Annotated in this window: 20 protein-coding genes; 6 read left to right on the top strand and 14 right to left on the bottom strand. The window is 70.3% G+C overall.

The window, feature by feature from the left end; genetic code table 11:
* Window positions 1-131: 131 nt before the first annotated feature.
* The 4 genes from hpt to dacB all read right to left on the bottom strand — a co-directional run bounded on the left by hpt (window position 132) and on the right by dacB (window position 5125).
* On the bottom strand, window positions 132-671 hold the full coding sequence (hpt, locus tag ACIGWZ_RS33685; protein ID WP_053922805.1) for a hypoxanthine phosphoribosyltransferase: 540 nt from the start codon (window positions 669-671) through the stop codon (window positions 132-134).
* A 57-nt stretch (window positions 672-728) separates the two neighbouring features.
* Window positions 729-1736: a tRNA lysidine(34) synthetase TilS gene (tilS, locus tag ACIGWZ_RS33680; RefSeq protein ID WP_400070768.1), complete on the bottom strand. Its 1008-nt coding sequence runs from the start codon at window positions 1734-1736 to the stop codon at window positions 729-731.
* A gap of 216 nt (window positions 1737-1952) precedes the next feature.
* The gene (locus ACIGWZ_RS33675) at window positions 1953-3098 is read right to left on the bottom strand and encodes a zinc-dependent metalloprotease (protein WP_400070766.1); all 1146 of its coding nucleotides are present in this window, start codon (window positions 3096-3098) and stop codon (window positions 1953-1955) included.
* Between the two features lie 449 nt (window positions 3099-3547).
* A complete protein-coding gene (gene dacB / locus ACIGWZ_RS33670) occupies window positions 3548-5125 on the bottom strand; it encodes a D-alanyl-D-alanine carboxypeptidase/D-alanyl-D-alanine-endopeptidase (RefSeq protein WP_400070764.1) in 1578 nt (525 codons plus the stop codon).
* An 86-nt stretch (window positions 5126-5211) separates the two neighbouring features.
* Between dacB and ACIGWZ_RS33665 the strand changes: the two genes are divergently transcribed.
* Entirely contained in the window at window positions 5212-5703 is a 492-nt protein-coding gene (locus ACIGWZ_RS33665) for an inorganic diphosphatase (RefSeq protein WP_400070913.1), read from the top strand.
* Between the two features lie 165 nt (window positions 5704-5868).
* On the opposite strand, the gene ACIGWZ_RS33660 is transcribed toward ACIGWZ_RS33665, so the two are convergent.
* Both ACIGWZ_RS33660 and ACIGWZ_RS33655 read right to left on the bottom strand, forming a co-directional pair.
* On the bottom strand, window positions 5869-7596 hold the full coding sequence (locus ACIGWZ_RS33660) for a threonine/serine exporter family protein (protein WP_400070762.1): 1728 nt from the start codon (window positions 7594-7596) through the stop codon (window positions 5869-5871).
* 151 nt (window positions 7597-7747) lie between these two features.
* Entirely contained in the window at window positions 7748-8476 is a 729-nt protein-coding gene (locus ACIGWZ_RS33655) for a DedA family protein (RefSeq protein ID WP_400070760.1), read from the bottom strand.
* A 197-nt stretch (window positions 8477-8673) separates the two neighbouring features.
* Between ACIGWZ_RS33655 and ACIGWZ_RS33650 the strand changes: the two genes are divergently transcribed.
* Complete coding sequence (locus ACIGWZ_RS33650) at window positions 8674-9042, top strand: YbjQ family protein (protein ID WP_400070758.1); 369 nt, start codon at window positions 8674-8676, stop codon at window positions 9040-9042.
* A gap of 22 nt (window positions 9043-9064) precedes the next feature.
* On the opposite strand, the gene ACIGWZ_RS33645 is transcribed toward ACIGWZ_RS33650, so the two are convergent.
* Window positions 9065-9820 carry a MerR family transcriptional regulator gene (locus ACIGWZ_RS33645; RefSeq protein ID WP_400070756.1) on the bottom strand — a complete coding sequence of 252 codons (756 nt, stop codon included), beginning with the start codon at window positions 9818-9820 and terminating at the stop codon, window positions 9065-9067.
* A gap of 129 nt (window positions 9821-9949) precedes the next feature.
* On the opposite strand from ACIGWZ_RS33645, the gene leuE reads away from it, so the two are divergent.
* Window positions 9950-10615: a leucine efflux protein LeuE gene (gene leuE, locus ACIGWZ_RS33640; protein ID WP_400070755.1), complete on the top strand. Its 666-nt coding sequence runs from the start codon at window positions 9950-9952 to the stop codon at window positions 10613-10615.
* 71 nt (window positions 10616-10686) lie between these two features.
* On the opposite strand, the gene ACIGWZ_RS33635 is transcribed toward leuE, so the two are convergent.
* The 4 genes from ACIGWZ_RS33635 to ACIGWZ_RS33620 all read right to left on the bottom strand — a co-directional run bounded on the left by ACIGWZ_RS33635 (window position 10687) and on the right by ACIGWZ_RS33620 (window position 12943).
* Window positions 10687-11214: a GNAT family N-acetyltransferase gene (locus ACIGWZ_RS33635; protein ID WP_400070753.1), complete on the bottom strand. Its 528-nt coding sequence runs from the start codon at window positions 11212-11214 to the stop codon at window positions 10687-10689.
* A 178-nt stretch (window positions 11215-11392) separates the two neighbouring features.
* On the bottom strand, window positions 11393-12262 hold the full coding sequence (locus ACIGWZ_RS33630; protein WP_400070750.1) for a GNAT family N-acetyltransferase: 870 nt from the start codon (window positions 12260-12262) through the stop codon (window positions 11393-11395).
* 76 nt (window positions 12263-12338) lie between these two features.
* Complete coding sequence (locus tag ACIGWZ_RS33625) at window positions 12339-12665, bottom strand: hypothetical protein (protein WP_400070748.1); 327 nt, start codon at window positions 12663-12665, stop codon at window positions 12339-12341.
* Window positions 12666-12736: 71 nt separating this feature from the next.
* The gene (locus ACIGWZ_RS33620; protein ID WP_400070746.1) at window positions 12737-12943 is read right to left on the bottom strand and encodes a hypothetical protein; all 207 of its coding nucleotides are present in this window, start codon (window positions 12941-12943) and stop codon (window positions 12737-12739) included.
* A gap of 117 nt (window positions 12944-13060) precedes the next feature.
* On the opposite strand from ACIGWZ_RS33620, the gene ACIGWZ_RS33615 reads away from it, so the two are divergent.
* Both ACIGWZ_RS33615 and ACIGWZ_RS33610 read left to right on the top strand, forming a co-directional pair.
* Entirely contained in the window at window positions 13061-13915 is an 855-nt protein-coding gene (locus tag ACIGWZ_RS33615; protein WP_400070744.1) for a helix-turn-helix domain-containing protein, read from the top strand.
* The gene (locus tag ACIGWZ_RS33610) at window positions 13893-14114 is read left to right on the top strand and encodes a DUF397 domain-containing protein (protein ID WP_400070742.1); all 222 of its coding nucleotides are present in this window, start codon (window positions 13893-13895) and stop codon (window positions 14112-14114) included. The genes ACIGWZ_RS33615 and ACIGWZ_RS33610 overlap by 23 nt, the downstream gene beginning before the upstream one ends.
* Window positions 14115-14178: 64 nt before the next feature.
* Here the strand turns inward: ACIGWZ_RS33610 and ACIGWZ_RS33605 are convergent, their stop codons facing one another.
* From ACIGWZ_RS33605 to ACIGWZ_RS33595, 3 genes are all read right to left on the bottom strand, one after another.
* On the bottom strand, window positions 14179-15006 hold the full coding sequence (locus ACIGWZ_RS33605) for a hypothetical protein (protein ID WP_400070740.1): 828 nt from the start codon (window positions 15004-15006) through the stop codon (window positions 14179-14181).
* A gap of 593 nt (window positions 15007-15599) precedes the next feature.
* Window positions 15600-16691, bottom strand: a complete 1092-nt coding sequence (locus ACIGWZ_RS33600; RefSeq protein ID WP_400070738.1) for a WXG100 family type VII secretion target — start codon at window positions 16689-16691, stop codon at window positions 15600-15602.
* Window positions 16688-17017, bottom strand: a complete 330-nt coding sequence (locus ACIGWZ_RS33595; RefSeq protein WP_400070737.1) for a hypothetical protein — start codon at window positions 17015-17017, stop codon at window positions 16688-16690. Before ACIGWZ_RS33595 ends, ACIGWZ_RS33600 begins: the two co-directional genes overlap by 4 nt.
* A gap of 232 nt (window positions 17018-17249) precedes the next feature.
* On the opposite strand from ACIGWZ_RS33595, the gene ACIGWZ_RS33590 reads away from it, so the two are divergent.
* Complete coding sequence (locus ACIGWZ_RS33590) at window positions 17250-18065, top strand: SDR family NAD(P)-dependent oxidoreductase (protein WP_400070735.1); 816 nt, start codon at window positions 17250-17252, stop codon at window positions 18063-18065.
* Window positions 18066-18092 lie beyond the last annotated feature (27 nt).

Genomic DNA, 18092 nt, shown 5'->3' with positions numbered 1-18092 from the left:
GCGGCCCGGGATTCCGTTCTCCCTGCTCCAACGCCGGAGCGCCACGAACGGTTCCCGACGGGTCTCGGAGGCCGGTCCCGGCCCCGCCCCGGCCACCACGGCCGGGGCCCGGCGACGACGCCGGAGCGCGCTCAGCCGCCGTAGACGTGTGGCGCGAGGGTACCGACGAACGGCAGGTTGCGGTACTTCTCCGCGAAATCCAGGCCGTATCCGACGACGAATTCGTTGGGGATGTCGAAGCCGATCCACTTCACGTCGATGGCGACCTTGGCCGCGTCCGGCTTGCGCAGCAGCGTGCAGACCTCGAGGGAGGCCGGCTCGCGGGAGCCGAGGTTCGACAGCAGCCACGACAGCGTCAGGCCGGAGTCGATGATGTCCTCGACGATCAGGACGTGCTTGCCCTTGATGTCGGTGTCGAGGTCCTTGAGGATGCGGACCACGCCGGAGGACTGGGTGCCCGCGCCGTAGGAGGACACGGCCATCCAGTCCATCGTGACGGGGGTGGACAGCGCGCGCGCCAGATCCGCCATCACCATCACCGCGCCCTTGAGGACACCGATGATGAGCAGGTCCTTGCCCGCGTACTCCGCGTCGATCTTCGCGGCCAGCTCGGCCAGCTTCGCGTCGATCTCTTCTTTGGTGATGAGTACCGACTGAAGGTCGGTGCCCATGTCCTTGTCGTCCACCCGTGCCACTCTCGCTCGGTTCGGTGTTCCTGACCGGCCGGCTCAGCCCTGCCGAATGACCAGTCTGCCACCCTGCCGCCGGACACCGACGCGCCCGGGGAGGTTGATGGCTCCCTGGCCGCGCCAGGCGGTGATCAGCCGGTCCACTTCTTCGATGTGGCGGGCGAAGAGCGAACCGGCCGGCGAACCGGCCGCGATGACGGCCCGGCGCAGCACTCGGCGGCGCACCGCGGGGGGCAGCGCGTAGAGCGCCGCGACATCCAGCGTGCCGGCGTCGTCGAACACCGCGGCCTCGGCGTCGGCGGCCCAGGCGTCCAGGGCGTCGGCGTCGTCCCGGGAGAGCTGGGCGGTACGGGCGAGCGCCTCGACGACGCCCTTGCCGAGCGCCTTCTCCAGCGCGGGCAGCCCTTCGTGGCGCAGTCGTGAGCGGGTGTAGGCGGGGTCGGTGTTGTGGGGGTCGTCCCATACGGGCAGCGACTGCATCAGACAGGCCTTGCGGGCGGTCTGGCGGTCGACGTCGAGGAACGGGCGGCGGTAGCGGCCACCGGTTCCGCTGGCCGCGGCCATCCCGGACAGCGAGCGGGTGCCGGAGCCGCGGGCGAGGCCGAGCAGCACCGTTTCCGCCTGGTCGTCGCGGGTGTGGCCAAGGAGGACCGCGGCGGCGCCGTGGCGTTCCGCGGCGGCGTCGAGAGCGGCGTAACGGGCGTCGCGGGCGGCGGCCTCCGGACCTCCCTCTCTGCCGACCTGGACGGTGACGGTCTCCACGGGATCGAGCCGCAGGCCCCGCAGCCGGAGGGCGACCTCGGCGGCGCGGAGGTCGGAGCCTTCCTGAAGGCCGTGGTCGACGGTGACGCCCCCGGCCCGGACGCCCAGCTTGGGGGCTTCGAAGGCCAGGGCGGAGGCGAGCGCCATGGAGTCGGCGCCGCCGGAACAGGCGACGAGCACGAGCGGGGAGTCGTGCCGGCCCTGCGCGAGGTGGTGGTTCAGTACGTCGTGGAGTACGCGGCGGACCGCCAGGCGTATCGCGGCGACCGCTGGATGGGGACCCATGTCCGTTTCCAATCGTTCAGCTGGGAGCCTCGGGCGTGGACGGCGGCGGCGTCGTGTTGTTGGTCACGCCGCCACCATCACACAGAGTGCCTAGATGGTGACAGAGGCGGGAGGTTCCCCGAGCATTGCACGCCTATCCATGGATCACGGTCCCTCAGACGGGTGATTGAAGGGGCGCTCTTCTGCCGCGCGGCGCGCCCGTCGGGTACGGCTCGCTTACGGAGCCCCGTCCGCCTTGCGATGCACCCGCGCGACCCAGTCCGCCGGTTTGGCGATCTCCTGCTTGGTGGGGAGGGTGTTGGGCGACGTCCACACGCGGTTGAAACCGTCCATGCCGACCTCCTCGACGACGGCCCGCACGAACCGCTCGCCGTCGCGGTACTGGCGCAGCTTGGCATCCAGCCCCAGCAGCTTACGCAACGCCTGGTCGAGCCGTCCCGCACCGCTGGCCCGGCGCTTCTGGAACTTCTCGCGGATCTCGGCGACGGACGGCACGACCTCGGGCCCGACGCCGTCCATCACGAAGTCGGCGTGCCCTTCGAGCAGGGACATCACGGCGGTGAGCCGGCCCAGGATCTCGCGCTGCGCCGGGGTCTGGACCACGTCGACCAGCGAGTGACTGCCGTCGTCGCCCTCCTCCCCCTCGGGCTTGGCGCCGGCCAGCGACTGGGCGGCCTCGCGCAGCCGCTCAAGGAGGGTGCCCGGGTCGATGTCGGTCTCGCCGAGGAACGACTGGATCTCGCCCTCGATGTGGTCGCGCAGCCAGGGCACCGCCGTGAACTGCGTGCGGTGGGTCTCCTCGTGGAGGCAGACCCACAGGCGGAAGTCGTGCGGGTCCACTTCGAGCTCCCGCTCCACGTGGACGATGTTGGGCGCCACGAGGAGCAGCCGTCCGCCCTGCGCCGAGGCGGGCAGGTCGCGGGAGGCGGGGGCGAAGGTCTCGAACTGGCCGAGGACGCGGGAGGCCAGGAACGACAGCAGCATGCCGAGTTCGACGCCGGTCACCTTGCCGCCGACGGCGCCGAGCACGCCACCGCCGGGGACGGTGGCGCGGCGGTCCTCCATCTTGGCCAGAAGGGGCTTGAGGACGGCACGGAACCCGGCGACGTTCGCCTTGATCCAGCCGGGCCGGTCCACCACCAGGACCGGGGTGTCGTGCGGCTCGCCGTCGGCCACGCCCGGCTGTGCCAGGCGGGTGAATTCCCGGACGTGCACTTCGGAGGACTTGGCATGCCTTCGTAGTTCGGCGACGATCGCCCGCGCCTCGTCGCGGCTCACCTCGGGGCCGGGGCGCACGAGGCGGGTCGCGGTTGCCACCGCGAGGTTCCAGTCGACCATCTCGGTTCCACCGATGCTCGTCATGGGTTCACCGTACGGGGACGTTTCCCTCTGGGGTAGCCGATCCGCTGCGCTTTGCCGTGGCCGTACGTTGTCGGCTTCCCCGCCATGGTGGTTGTTCGCCGTTGCGCCTGCGGCGGGCTGGTTGCCGCTGCGCGGGGCTGTTCGGCAGCGGCACCGGGCCTACACGGCTCCGCCGCTACGACCCGCACCTCCCCGTTGAGGGTGGAGAGAAGACGGTGGGGGCGGACGTAGGCGGTCAGGTGTCTCTTGTGGACCGATCATGGTGAACGGACACACCACGCCCGCCCCCACCGACCCCTTCCACCCACCCACGGGAGGGGACGGACCGTAGCGGCGGAGCCGTGTAGGGCCGGCACCGCTCCCGACAATCCCACGCCCGCCGCAGGCGCAACGGCGACAAACCACCACGGCGGGAAAGCCAAAAACGTGGGGCCCAAGCCAAAGCGCAGCTAACGGCAACCGCAATTGGCCACCGTGGAAGCCAGCCTGTCGAGTGCTCGTTGGGCGCCCTGGGGGTCCGTCGTGCCGCTGGTCATGAAGGCGAAGACCAAGAGCCGGCCGTCCGCGTCCACGACCGTTCCGGCCAGGGTGTTCACGCCGGTGAGGGTGCCGGTCTTCGCGCGTACGGCGCCGGCCCCCGCGGTCCGGGCGTAGCGGCCGCTGAGGGTCCCGGTGAAGGCGGCCACGGGCAGGCCGGTGACCACGGGGCGCAGGGCCGGCCTGTCGGGGGCGGAGGCGGCCAGGAGGAGGCGGGAGAGGAGGGCGGCGGAGACCTTGTCGTCGCGGTTGAGGCCGCTGCCGTCCTTGAAGGTGGCGCCGGAGAGGGGCAGGTGCAGGGCGGCGAGGGCCTTGTGGACGGCCTTGCCGGCGCCCGCGAAGCTGGCGGGTTCGCCGGAGGCGAGGGCGGTCTGGCGGGCCAGGGCCTCGGCGATGTCGTTGTCGCTGTAGGTGAGCATCCGCTCGACGAGGGTGTCGAGGGGGAGGGAGTGGACGGCGGCGAGGCGGGCGGCCTTCTTGGGGGCCCTGGCCGCCTTCGGGGTGCCGTTGACGGTGATGCCGCGGTCGTGGAGCAGCTTGGCGAAGGTACGGGCCGCGGCGGCCGCGGGGTCGCCTGCGCGCGGGGCGGTGCCGTGGTCGGTGGCGTCCAGGCGGGCCTCGTCGGTCATCAAGGCGCTGACGGGGGCGAGGTTCTCGTTCGGGCCGATGGGGTGCAGCGACGGGCCCGAGTAGGCCGAGGTGTCGTAGCCGAGCGTGACCTTGGTGGCCTTGCGCTGCTCGAGGGCGCGGGCGGTGCCGTCGGCCAGGGCCCTCAGGTCCGCGGGGTGGTCGCCGGAGCCCGGCCGGGAGGCGCGGGCGGTGAGGGTGGGGTCGCCGCCGCCGACGAGGACGATGCGGTGGGTGCCGTCGGCGACGACCGTGGTGTCGATGCGGTGGTCGGGGCCCAGGCGGGAGAGCGCGGCCACGGCGGTGGCGAGCTTGACGGTGGAGGCGGGGGTGGCGGGCGCGCCCTGTCCGGCGCCGAAGACCTCGCGGCCGGTGGCGACGTCCAGGACGGAGGCGCTGCGCAGCGGGCCGAGTTCGCGGGCCTTGAGGAGCGGCGCGAGGGCGTCGGCCAGACCGGCGTCGGTGGGTACGGGTGCGGCGCCGCGGCCGGTGGGCACCGGGCCGCCCAGGGCAGGCAGCACGGGCGGCGCATGGGGCACGGGCCGCCCGGCCTCGTCGCGGTGCCCGCCGCCCGCGCCGTCAGCGGCGGCCGCGAGGCTCCTTTCGGCCGTGCGCTGGCCGGATTCCCAGGGACCGGCGGCCGTGATCGCGCAGGCCGCGACCGCGAGGCCGGTCACCGCGGAACCGGCGGTCAGCTGCCACGTCCGCTTCTGCTGCGGCGGGGTCCGCCGCCACCACTGGCGCGCGAAGAACCATTCGTCGGCCACGAACTCGGCGGCACCCCGGCCCGCACCGGCCGCCGCCCGCACCGCGGACCGGCCCCAGCCAACCCATCTGACCTGCCACGACCTGGTCTCCGGCACCACGGACCAGCCCCTTTCGCGATCACACACCAGCGTGAGGGACACTTAATCACCAGAAGTATGTGCTGATCATGGAGGAGCCACCCGTGGAGTTCGACGTCTGCATCGAGATCCCGAAGGGTTCGCGGAACAAGTACGAGGTGGACCACGAGACCGGTCGCATCCGACTGGACCGCCACCTGTTCACCTCGACCGTCTACCCGGCCGACTACGGCTTTGTCGAGGGCACGCTGGGCGAGGACGGCGACCCGCTGGACGCGCTCGTGCTGCTCGACGAGCCGACTTTCCCGGGCGTCCTGGTGAAGTGCCGCGCCATCGGTATGTTCCGGATGACGGACGAGGCCGGCGGCGACGACAAGCTGCTGTGCGTGCCCGCGTCCGACCCGCGCGTGGAGCACCTGCGTGACATCCACCACGTGTCCGAGTTCGACCGCCTGGAGATCCAGCACTTCTTCGAGGTCTACAAGGACCTGGAGCCCGGCAAGTCCGTCGAGGGTGCCGACTGGGTCGGCCGCGCCGACGCCGAGGCCGAGATCGAGGCCTCGTACAAGCGCCTCGAGGCGCAGGGCGGCCACTGAGCCGTAGTGCCCAGGGGGTGAGCCGGTCGGTGGCGACGGCGGTTTTCGGGCCGCCGCACGCCCGCCGTCGCGCCCCGATTTTCGTACACACATGTCGTACGAGAAATACCCGAACGGGCGGCATCCACAGGAGTGGGTGCCGCCCGTCGGCGTGTGCGAGGGGGCTCAGAAGCCTCGGGTCCGCTTCGCCGCCCGCCGGCCGGCGCCCATCTCCTCGGTCGGCGCCCGCAGGAAGAGCCGGGCCACCTCGCTTCCGAGGTTGACCCCGACGGCGATGGCCAGCGCGAGCGAGGCCGCCTTGATGAGCGAGGAGAAGCCGTCGATCAGATGGCCCTGGGCGAAGTTCAGCAGGCCGAAGTACGTGGCGCTACCGGGCAGCAGCGGGCCGATGGCCGCGGTGACGTACGGCAGCGCGGACGCGTAGCGGTAGCGGGACAGCAGCTGGCCGAAGAGGCCGACGAGACCGGCCGCGATGGCGGTGGACGGCACCTCGTTGAAGTCGGCGGTGACCGCGAGGGCGCCGTAGACGACCCAGGCGACGCCGCCGTTTATCGTCGCGAAGGCCACGGTGTGACGTTCCTGCTGGAGCAGCACGCAGAACGCCAGCGCCAGCAGCATGGACGCCATGATCTGCACCAGCGGCTGGTTGTAGTGCTTGAAGGACTCTTCGGGGTTGAGGTGCTTGAGGGCGGGGTTCAGCTGGAGCCCGACGTAGAGCACGGAGAGCACGCCGACGACGATGCCGACGACCAGGTAGCCGACCTCCAGGAGGCGGGCGGCGGCGGTGATGTAGTAGCCGGTCAGGCCGTCCTGGACGCCGGCGACCAGCGCCCGCCCCGGGATCAGCGCAAAGAGCCCACCGGTGATCACCGCGGAGGCCTGGACGTTGGAGTGCGCCAGCCCGAAGGCCAGGCCCACCGCGGCGGGCGGCATCGCCGCGACCACGAACTGGTAGAACTCCGGCAGCCCGCGCCCGGACGCCAGCCACGCCAGCCGGTCGCCCAGCATCGAGCCCACCGCGGCCGCGAAGAACACCAGCGCCCCGCCGCCGACCAGCATCGAGGCGGCGCCGGACAGCAGCCCGGAGGCCAGCGTCAGCCCCCAGCTCGGGTACGGGTGGCGGTTACGGCGGATCTCGGCGAGCCCGCGGTAGGCCTCCTCCAGCGTGAGGCCCTCGGAGGTGATCTCGGCGACGAGCCGGAAGACGGCGGACAGCCGGTTGTAGTCGACGCCGCGGCGCCGCACGGTCCGGCTGGCCGTGAGCGGGTCCTCGACCAGCGACGGCTGGTACGAGATCGACAGCAGCGTGAAGGTGACGGTCGGCTCGACCCGCTCCAGCCCGTAGGCGTGCGCGACGCCGAACATCGCCGCCTCGACGTCCTCGGCGCCCTCACCGCCTGCCAGCAGGATCTCGCCGATACGCAGGGTCAGGTCGAGCACGCGGGGAATGGCCGGACCTGTCTCCTCCTCGGGGCGCTCCGGCCGCTCGGGCACCGGCCGCTCGTGGACCGGCATCCGCAGCATCGTGCGCATCCGGTCCTGCCAAGGGGCTTCCTTGGTGAGGCGGATGGTCGGTATGCCGTGCGGCGGGGTGAAGGCGCTCATGGCGGTCGCGCCGACCGGCACCGGGGTCTGGCCGGTGGTGCTTCCGGGCGGCGCGAAGGCCGATCCCTCCTGCTCGGTCGGCGTCTCCGGGCGCAGCCCGGTCGGCAGGGCGAATTCGGAGGTCGGGTGTTCGTCCTCGGGGAGGGGCGGATACGGCACCCCCAGCGGCGGGGTGAAGGCGCTGTGCGCCTCGTCCGACTGCGGCTTGCCCTCGGGACCGCCCTGGTCCCCGTTGCCGCTGCCGTTGCCGCTGATACCACGCTGGCCACGCTGTGGGTCCGACGCCACTCTGCTCGCTCCTCGTACGCCTCCTACCGACCGTCAGGGACACAATGCCTGATGCCGCGTGCCGTCAGCACACGGGTGGGTCGGTGTCGGTCAGGCGCGCAGGGGAGCGCTGCGGGGGCGTACGGGCCGGGCCGGCGTCCCCCGGACGGCGTCAGCGCTTGGCGTGCCGGCCCCGGCGCCCCTCGGCGCCGCCGCCCTGCGGCCGGTCGGCGGCCTGGTGGAGGGCCTGGCCGTACGTGCCCGCCGCGGCCGCCTCCTTCTTGGACTTGCTGCGCGCGCGGAGGTACTCGATGGCGATCGGCACGACGGACACCAGCACGATCGCGATCAGAATCGCCTCGATGTTCTTGTGCACGAACGCGATGTTGCCGAGCGACGCGCCGAGCACCGTCACCCCCACACCCCACAGCGCACCGCCGATGAGGTTGAAGGTGATGAAGGAGCGGTAGTTCATCCGGCTCACACCGGCGATGATCGGCGTAAAGGTCCGCACGATCGGCACGAAGCGGGCCAGGATCAGCGACTTGGGCCCGTACTTCTCGAAGAACTCGTGCGCTTTCTCAACATTTTCCTGCTTGAAGAGCCGCGAATCCGGCCGCTTGAACAGCGAGGGCCCGACCTTGCGGCCGAAGAGATAGCCCACCTGGTCGCCGAGGCACGCGGCGAGGAAGATCAGCCCGCACACCAGCGCCAGCGGCTGGTCCAGCTTGTTCGTCGTGACCAGCAGCCCCGTGGTGAACAGCAGGGCGTCGCCCGGCAGGAAGAAGCCGATCAGCAGGCCGGATTCGGCAAAGACGATGACCAGGACGCCGATCAGGCCGAACGTCGCGATCAGATAGTCCGGGTCCAGCCATTGGGGGCCGAGCGCGAGAGTATTCACGGGGTGAAGGCTCCAGGGTCGAGGGCGCCGGATCGTGCGGTGCGACACGGGGTGCGACGGGGATGCAGGCGCTGTATGCGACCCAAAGCTATCAACGCCGGGTGACCGGCCATGGTTCCAGTCGCGCGCTCCCGCGGCCCTCCGGCTGGCAGCACCTCCGGCACCGGGTGATCCTGGCCACAAGGAGGTGCACCCCTATGGGCATCGAGGAGTACGGCGGTGGACAGCACTCCGCGTCCGACGTCCTGGTGGTCACGACGAACGACGCTCCCGGGTTTCACGTGGACCGCGTCATCGGCGAGGTCTTCGGCCTGACGGTGCGCTCCCGGCACCTGGGCAGCCAGATCGGCGCCGGCCTGAAATCGATGATCGGCGGCGAGCTGCGGGGCCTGACCAAGACCCTCGTCCAGACCCGCAACCAGGCCATGGAGCGCCTGATCGAGCAGGCCCGCTCGCGCGGCGCCAATGCGGTGCTGATGTTCCGCTTCGACGTCACGGAGGCCGCGGACGTGGGCACGGAGGTCTGCGCCTACGGAACCGCGGTGGTCCTCGTCCCGCAGGGCTGATCCCCGTACCCACCCCCGCCCGTCAGCTGTGCCGGACGGCGTTCGCCAGCATGGCGTCCCTCATGTACACCGCGAGCCCCGGCCGGATCGCCTCGTACGTGGCCGTGAACCGCTCATCGGCGACATACATGTCGCCGAGCCCCGTGTGGATCTCGTACGTGCAGTCGTATCCCTGGGAAATGAACTGCCGGTGCTCCTCCGCCACGTCCATCGCCGCCGCGGAATCCGCCGCCACCCCCTGCTCCAGCAGGTCGGCCATTTTCCGGTGAATGGCGTCGAATCCCGCCGTCAGCCGCTTCCAGTCGTCCTTCGTGTACGAGGCCGTCCGCCGCTCCGATTCCTTGTACGCCTCGCAGCCGCCCCACCTCTCCCTCGCCTCCTCGGCATACGCGTCCGGGTCGAAGTCACCGAACACCTCGAACTTCTCCTCCGGTGTCAGCCGTACATTCATCCTGCGTGCCTCCATCGCATGTTCGACGGCGGCGGCCATCTTCTGGAGTTTCCCGATCCGCGCGCTCAGCAGGTCGTGCTGGCGCCGCAGATGTTCCTGCGGATTCACATCCGGGTCGTCCAGAAGGACCGCGATCTCATCGAGCGGAAAGCCGAGCTCCCGGTAGAACAGAATCTGCTGCAGCCGGTCCAGATCGTCCTCGCCGTAGCGGCGGTGCCCGGCGTGATTCCGCTCGCTGGGCGCCAGCAGTCCGATCTCGTCGTAGTGGTGCAGGGTCCGCACCGTGACGCCGGCGAACGACGCGACCTGTCCTACGGAATAGCTCACGCCCGCTCTCCCTCCGTCCCGCTCTTCTCGGTACGCACTCCACGATGTGTCCTCACGCCGCGTGAGGTGCAAGTCCGGATGGTGAAAAACCGGCGAGGCGATGTCCGGGCGGGTGAGATCCTGCCGCACATGCTGGGGATAACGGATCTGTCCACGTATCTGGTGGGCCTCGCGCTGATCATTCTTCTTCCGGGCCCGAATTCGCTGTACGTCGTCTCCGTGGCGGCCCGGCGCGGCCCGCGCATCGCCTATCGCGCCGCGCTCGGCGTGCTGTGCGGCGACACGGTCCTGATGACGCTGTCGGCCGGCGGGGTGGCCTCGCTCCTGCAGACCACGCCGATCCTCTTCACCGTGGTGAAATTCGCCGGCGCGGGATATCTGACCTGGCTGGCGGTCGGGATGCTGCGCGGCGCCTGGGCCCTGTGGCGCGGCCGCGAGGCCCGCCGGGCGGAGCGCGCCGGGAAGCCCGCCGAGCCCAAGGAGACGATCGAGCGCCCGTTCCGCCGGGCCTTCGTGGTCAGCCTCCTCAACCCCAAGGCGATCCTCTTCTTCATCTCCTTCTTCGTGCAGTTCGTCGACCCGTCCTACGCGCACCCGGTCCTGTCGTTCATCGCGCTCGGCGCCTGGGCCCAGCTCTTCAGCTTCACGTACCTCTCGATCCTGATCTTCAGCGGTACGTTCCTGGCCGCCACCTTCCGCCGCCGCCGGAAGCTGACGGCCGGGCTGTCGGCGGGCGCCGGAGCCGCCTTTCTCGGATTCGCCGCAAAACTGTCGCTGGCCGGCGCGAGCAACTGAGGGCCGTCCCGTCATGCCTGGCGGGTTGTCGAGGTGCCGGGGCCGGCGGTGATTCCGCCGGCCCCGTCGGATCACTGCTCGTGGCGGTCCGGTCCGGCCATCCGGAAGCGGGCCACGTCGCCCTCGGTGGTCCACCGGTGGAAGCCCGCCTTCTCCAGCACACGCACGGAGGCCGGGTTGGACAGCTCCACGCCCGCGGCCACGGTGTGGACCTCGGGCAGGGCGAGGGCGAAGTCCGCCAGGGCGCGGGTCGCCTCGGTGGCATAGCCCCGGCCGCGGCGGGACGCCACCAGGCCGTATCCGATCTCGACGATTCCCCCGGTGGGAGGCCAGAACAGGCCGATGGACCCCACCACCAGGCCACTGTCGCGTTCGATGATCAGACGGTGGCCGTGTTCGCCGAACCAGGCGGGGTGCTGCTCGAAGAGGCCGGCTATGACGCGGTCGCCTTCGGCGGGGAAGTCGTCCGCCCAGTGCGCCGACCGGATGTCGCCGAGGACCGCGGTCGCCTCCGCGGTGGTCCAGGGCCGAAGGACGAGACGTTCGGTGGTCAGCTGCTCAGGGGCTGATGAAGAAGCTGCTGAAGAAGAGGTGGACACGGATCACTCCTGGTCGTGGGAACGACCGGGCCGCGCTCTGTTATCGCGCGGGCCGGATGAGGGCATGCTGAGGACGGCCGACGGCAGCCATATTCATCAACCTCCCCATCCCGTGATCACGCGTCTTTCGCGCCGACGCGACGGTAATGACCCCGGCCCCGCCCGCACAAAGGGTTTTCTAAGGGCTGTCCCGGTATCGGTCCCGGACCTCGGGGCGTGGCCGGAAGCCGGCTGACCTGTAGGTGGCGACGGCGCCGACGTTGGAGCTCGGGGTGGAGACGATCGCGCTCGACGAGCCCAGCTCCTGGAGTGCGGCCGCCGCGGCGACGGTGATCGCCTCGCCGTAGCCGCGACGGCGATGGTCCCGGTGCACGCCCATCGGTTCGAGCAACCCGGGCCTGCCCGGACCGGCCGACCACACCGTCACCGCCGCCACTGCGTTGCCCTGGTCGTCGTACGCCACCAGACTCCGGGCATCGGCGTACGGCAATCCCGCCGCCATCGCGTGCCAGCGCTCTTCCGTGAACCTCGACCCGTCGAACGCTGCCCGCCGTACGGCGGCAAACAGGTGCGCCTGCTCCGGCCCGACCACCTCGATCCGCACGCCGGGGTCCCGCACCGGCTCGGTGAGGTCGCGGCGCAGCGGTGTCCACGGCTCGTCGACGTTCCAGCCGTCCTCGGACAACAGATCGTGGACCAGCGCGCCCACCGGCGCGTCGATGTTCACCCTCCCCTCGGGCAGCACGCCGCGCTCCGGCTCGGTCACGTCCTCGACCACCCGCCGCGCCAGCTCCTCGTCCCGCTGCGCGTCCGGCGCGAGCGTCAGCCGCAACAGCTCGGGACCGTCCAGCAGCCCGACGGCGACAATCCGTCCGTCCCGGCTCCACGTCCTGACCGCCGCGGCGGTCGCTTCCGCACCCAACCGCCAGGACCAGCCCAGGTCCCCCGGATGCAGTTGCATCGGCGCCCCGTCGTACTGCCACTCCCGCAGCACGCCCACGGCGTCGCCCAGCCCGTCGACTCCCGGCTTGCCCATCGCCATCGCCATGCCCCGATCACACACCGCCGGACCGGCAGTCCGCACCCGGTTTCCGGCCGGTCGGCGCGGCATTACGGGACAGCCCTTAGCGGCGCCCGCCGCCGCCGGACGACCACCGGTTGAGCCGCCGGACGTTCTCCGCCAGCTCCTCCCGCTTGGCGTGCCGCGCCCGCAGCTCCCGCCATTCGTCGCCGGTGAGCACATACGGCCGTACGGGACGGCTGTCCGCGCTGCACAGCACGAGCAGGGCGGGCGGCACGCGGCGCACATGGACGAGGCGACGCCGCCCCGGCGGCACCTCCACCGGCCAACTCGTCCCGGTGGTGGGCCCGTTGAGCGCCCGATGCTGACCCCGGCCGGGGATTAACCAACACAGCAGCGGCCCGAAGAGCATCCAGCTAAGGTCGGTCATGCCGTCTTCTCCTGACTAGTTGATGGCCATGCCCCCGGGCCGATGCCAGCGGTCGCGGGGGTCTTCCCTTGCTACTTCTCGACGGCCTTACGGAGCGCCTCGGCCAACTTGCGGGCGGTGGCCGCATTGCAGTTCCCGAGGGCGACGAGCGGGACGCCGTAGCTGCCCGCGAGGCTCGGCAGGTCGATACCGAGCGACGGCAAGGTGATGCCGTTGGCCTGGAGCGCCGCGAGAAGCAGCTCGGCACTCTGATGGACGTCCTCGTGAGGGTCGGACATGCCGCGTACGCCTTCCTGTGCACGTTGTAACGAGTTCCTTACAGAGTGAGGTCAACCCACGTAGCGTGGAAGGCAATTGGGTTGCGCACGGCAATCCAGCTAGTTGGGTGGTGAACTATGCCTCCTCGCAAGGATCCCGACGCATCAGCGAGTGTTCCCTGCTTCTACGGCGCCGAGTTGCGCTATCTGAGGGAAACCGCGGGACTCACGCTCGAACAATTAGTGGAAGGCAGCTTCCGCGGGCTCTCGTTTCTCAGCCAGATTGAGCGGGGTGAGCGCGGGATGCCGATGGATCTGGCCGTCCATGTCGACGCGAAGCTGAAGACGAACGGGTTCTTCGAGCGCCGTTGTGAAGATGCGGCGAAGGCCCGGCGGGTGGGACATCCGTCGTACTTCGCGGATATCCCGGACCTGGAGAAGCAGGCGACGACGATCGAGGACTGGGCGCCATTCGTGATCCCGGGTCTCTTGCAGACAGATACCTACGTGCGGACGCTCTGCCTCGCAGCGAAGCCATGGGACGAGCCCGAAAACGTCGAGCTGAAGGTCCGTGCGCGGATAAAGCGCGCGGAGATCTGGAAGCGCAAGGACCGCCCCGCGTACTGGGGGATCCTCCGCGAAGAACTGATCCGCCAGCCGATGCTCCCTCCAGAGAAGATGGCCGACCAGTGGGAGCACATCGCTGGCCTGATCCGGTCCACGCGGAGCGTTCTGCAAATCCTCCCGGAAGCCGCCACCCGCTACCCACTCATGACCGGCATGGCAAGGATCATGGCCTTCCCGGACGCTCCACCATTGGTCTGGTCTGAGGGTCCATTCAGCGGTGAAGCCATCGACTATCCACCGCTCGTGACGGACTATCGGAAGTCGTACGATCTGCTCAGGGCCGCCGCTCTTCCACCGGAGGCGTCCCTGGCCATGATCGAGGAAGCGGCAAGGGGCTACAGAGATGAAGCAGCGCAAGAGGATTGACCTCAGCTCCGCAACCTGGCGCAAGAGCAGCTACAGCAACGGTGACGGCGCCGAATGCCTAGAGGTCCACGACGGCCTCCCCGGCCTCGTCCCCGTCCGCGACAGCAAGGACCCGCACGGCCCCGCGCTCGTCTTCCGGGCCGCCGACTGGGCCTCGTTCGTCACCGCCGTCAAGGACGCCGAACTGCCGGGCGCCTGAGGCTGATCGGGCGCATCCGCCAAGAGTGGCCCCCGTGCGACAACACGGGGGCCATCGGCCATGGCTAGGCCGGGACGTCTTCCCGCGTCTCGCCGGACCCGCGCGCCAGCCGCCGCAGGTACAGCGTGCGCCGACGCTGGACCAGCAGGAGGCCCACCAGCGGTCCCAGCACGACGGTGGCGAAGCACATGCCGAACAGCGGCCCGCCGTCGTGGCCGACCCCCGCGACGATCAGGCATACGGCGAGGAAACCGAGGCCGGACCCGTACATTCCCGGGCCGTTCACGGCCGGCTGCCACAGCGCGTACGGCCCCACCGCGCGCAGCGGCCGGGCGCCTTGGCCGGGCGGCTCGGCGGGTTCGCCCTGAGGGAGGCCGGCATCGCTTCCCGGGGGCGTCAGCCCGCAGACGTACCGGTCGTCATCGAGGACGAGCAGGGCCGCGACGGACCAGTCCGACGGCTTCTCCGCAGTCGGCGCCCAGTAGAGCCACCCGGCCCGGCCTTCGAGGGCTCCGGCAAGGGCCTGCGGGTCCAGGCACCGGTCGATGAACAGATCACGGCTGCCTTCGGGCGAGGAGAGGCGCAGGGCGGGGGACAGCCGGGAATCGGGCTCAGGGCGCTCGTTCGGCGGGGTGCGGGCCGCCTTTTTGGGGTCGGGCGACGTGAGACATTGCCCGGCCGCCCCGCCCGCGATCTGCACCCGCAGCCTGCGCGCCGGACCGTCCCCTAGCGCGGACTTGGGCGTCATGGGTCCGTCCCAATTCTTGACGCCGGACCTGACGAGCAGGAGGAGACCGCCGATGGGGAAAGCACCGAAGGCGGCCAGGAGAGTCATCTCGGCAAGCGAGGCCGGACCTCCCAGGAGGGACGCGAGTTGCCGACGGTTGGTCATGATGACACCCAGGGACGGGGCATCCGGAGCGTAGAGACCACCCGTCAACCGGTCCCCGGTTGACAAGCTGCCGGATGTTGACTTGCTTTCCCCTTTCAGGCTCAGGGGTTTGCCATGCTTACCGGGGCCGGGCGCCTCAACGGTGACGAGGTATCTGTACGTCGTGCCGGTCTTGGACTGATTCCGGTATCTGTGATGGATCTTTGTGACGGTGACAGGCGCGAACCGGTAGGCGTGCCGGGTAATGGCTGCCAATTGGGGCGTGTTGTCCGCGGCCGAAAAACCCAGCAGAAAGAAAGGGACGAACAAGCCCCAGACCGCGAAGACGCTGCACACACCGCGAACCGGTGGCCACCACCCTTGGCCCATCTTCAGCCCGAACGCCGACGGTACGGCCCCTCCCAGCCGGGAACGCCAACGTCCAGTGGCCCGCAGCCACCACGCAAGGGACGCCACCGCCGAGAGCGCCAGACAGGCCAGCAGATCCCAGCGCGGATACGGCGCGATCTTCCGTACCAGCAGACAGACCAGAAACGCCACGGCACCGGCCCAGGCCAGCACCGTTGCCGCGGCGGTTCCCACGTCCCGCTCCCTCACCCGAAAACGTCCTTCACTGAACCGTTCTTCGGACCTTGTGGAGCATCGGCGGCTTCGTTCTTCGCCGCATCCTCCTCCTCGGGCCAAAAGAAGTCATGCACTGGCTTGCCGATGGCTCCGGCGCCACCGTAGATGATTCCCTGGGCCGGGCCTTCGACGGAGAAGTGCGGGCCTTCCCTCCCGGGTGGCAGTTGGGTGTTCGCGCCGTGCACGGCGGCGCCGCCCGCGGCGCCGCCGGCCCCGTTTACCACGGCATCCCAGCCCAGGTCGCCCCAGCCGACGTCGTTCGACGAGTCGTTGTCGAGGTTCTTCGCCCCGTCGACAGCCATCCCGCCGGCCATGCTCCCTGTGGCGCCGCCCACAATGTCACCGAGCAGCGGTCGGCCCAGTTTGGTCAGCCCGCGGGCGGCGGCGAGCCCCGGCCCCGTGCCGACGACGGCGGAGAGCCCGCCCTGCCAGACCGCGTCCCCCAGGTTGGTCTCCTGGCCGGTGAGGGCGTTGGTGATGACGGTGCCGCCGGTGTTGCTGGTCCAGTTGACCAGCACGTTCTTCAGGAAACGGTGCTCCTTCGCCAGCCGGGAGACGACTTTGAACGCCTCGCCGACCTTCCGCAGAATGGTGCCGAGCGTTTTCGCGAGCTTGGCGGCCCTGGCCGCGAGTTGAGCGGCTCGGGCGGCCCCCGCGGCCGCCGAGAAACCCATCGTCAGAAAAGACAGCCCGACGGAGACGCCGATGGAGATGCCGATCTCCAGATAGATCTCGTGGATCTCGGCGTTGATCTCCTCGATGGCGTCCGCGGCCTCATCGAGGCTTTTTGCCGCCGCGGGCAATTGCGGCAGCGTCTTGTCCATCGCCGCATCGAGGCTTTTCCAGTGTTCCGCGAAGGCGTCCGCCGCGGGGCCGTGCCAGTGGGACTCCAGGGTCCGCTGCACCTCGCGGTCCATGTCCTGGAACATGTTCCGGAGGTTTTCGTGGAGGTCCCGCCAGCCCTTGGCGGCCGAGCGCAGGACGTCCGGATCGCCACCGGGGTTGACGATCTCCAGTCCGGCCTCGAAGACCTGCTCCGCTACGGACTCGTCGCCGCTCATGCGTGACGGCCCTGGTCGAAGCCGGTCGCCAGGGACTCGTCGGTCGCCGTGGCGTTGTGCTGGACCGTGCGCAGCCCGTCGCCGAGGTGGTCCAGGTGCTTGCGCAGGGCATGCAGCGACTCGACCATGTCATTGGACATCTCGATGTACGCGGACGTCACCTCCTCGGATTCGGTGAGTACGCCGAATCCATCGTGAATCACCTCGGAGTCGGTCTTGGCCTGGAATTCCTTCAGATAGGTCTCCAGGTCCGAGCCATAGGCATCGAAGCTCTTCGCCAGCTGTGAAAGAGCCGCCGCGTCCACTAACGATTCGTTATTGGGCATGCGTATCCCCGTTCCGCTCCCAGGCATGGTGACGACACAACGCAGAAAGGCGCCGTGGCGTATCAGCGTAGAAGCGCGGTGATCTTCACAGCGGGGGCCGGGATCGTTCTTGTCGCAACCTTTATGCCGCGTCCCCGGGCGGGGCCGCCGGCCCGAAACCGGAGCCCGGTGGCGGCAACACCAGGCGCATTGCGCACGCCCTCGTACGGCGCCGGAGCACCACACTGGCCGCATGAGCAGCCAACACACCACACTGATCACCGGCGCAACTCAGGGCCTGGGCCGCGGCCTTGCCCTCGACCTCGCCGCACGAGGTGGCACTCTCCTGCTGCACGGCCGCAACCGGGCCCGCCTCGACGCCGTCGCGGCCGAGGTACGGGACACCGCCCCGGCCACCACCGTCCGCACCTACCTCGCCGACCTGGCCGACCTCGACCAGGTGCACGCGATGGCCGCGGAGATCCGCGCGGCCGAGCCCCGGCTCGACGGGCTGATCAACAACGCCGTCGCGGGCGGCGGCGCCGACCCGCTCCGGCGCGAGCTGAGCCGGCAGGGCCACGAACTCCGCTTCGCCGTGAACCACCTCGCCCCGTACGCCCTCACCCGCGATCTGCTACCGCTGCTCATCGCCTCGGCGCCCGCCCGCGTCGTCAATGTCGCCTCGATGGGCCAGGAAGCCATCGACTTCGACAACGTCATGCTGGAGCGGGACTACGAGGGCCTGCGCGCCTACTGCCGCAGCAAACTCGCCCTGATCATGGCGACGTTCGAGCTCGCCGCCGAGCTGGACGGCACCGGGGTCACGGTGAACACCCTGCACCCGGCGCATCTGATGGACACGCACGGGGTGCGCGAGTACGGCCTCACCCCGGCGACCACCGTCGAGGAGGGCGTACGGCCGACCGTACGGCTGCTCACCGACCCGGACCTGGCGTCCACCACGGGCCACTACTTCGACCGGTTCACCGACAGCCGGGCCCACGAGCAGGCCTACGACGCCGACGCCCGCGCGCGCCTGATGAAGCTGACCCGCGCCCTCGTGCGGTAGCGGGGAACGGGCCGTCCCCTGCCGGCT

Source organism: Streptomyces sp. NPDC053427, from assembly GCF_044544985.1.
Lineage (GTDB): Bacteria > Actinomycetota > Actinomycetes > Streptomycetales > Streptomycetaceae > Streptomyces.
The sequence above is the reverse complement of the archived record's forward strand: the minus strand, read 5'-3'. Positions and strand labels throughout refer to the sequence as shown.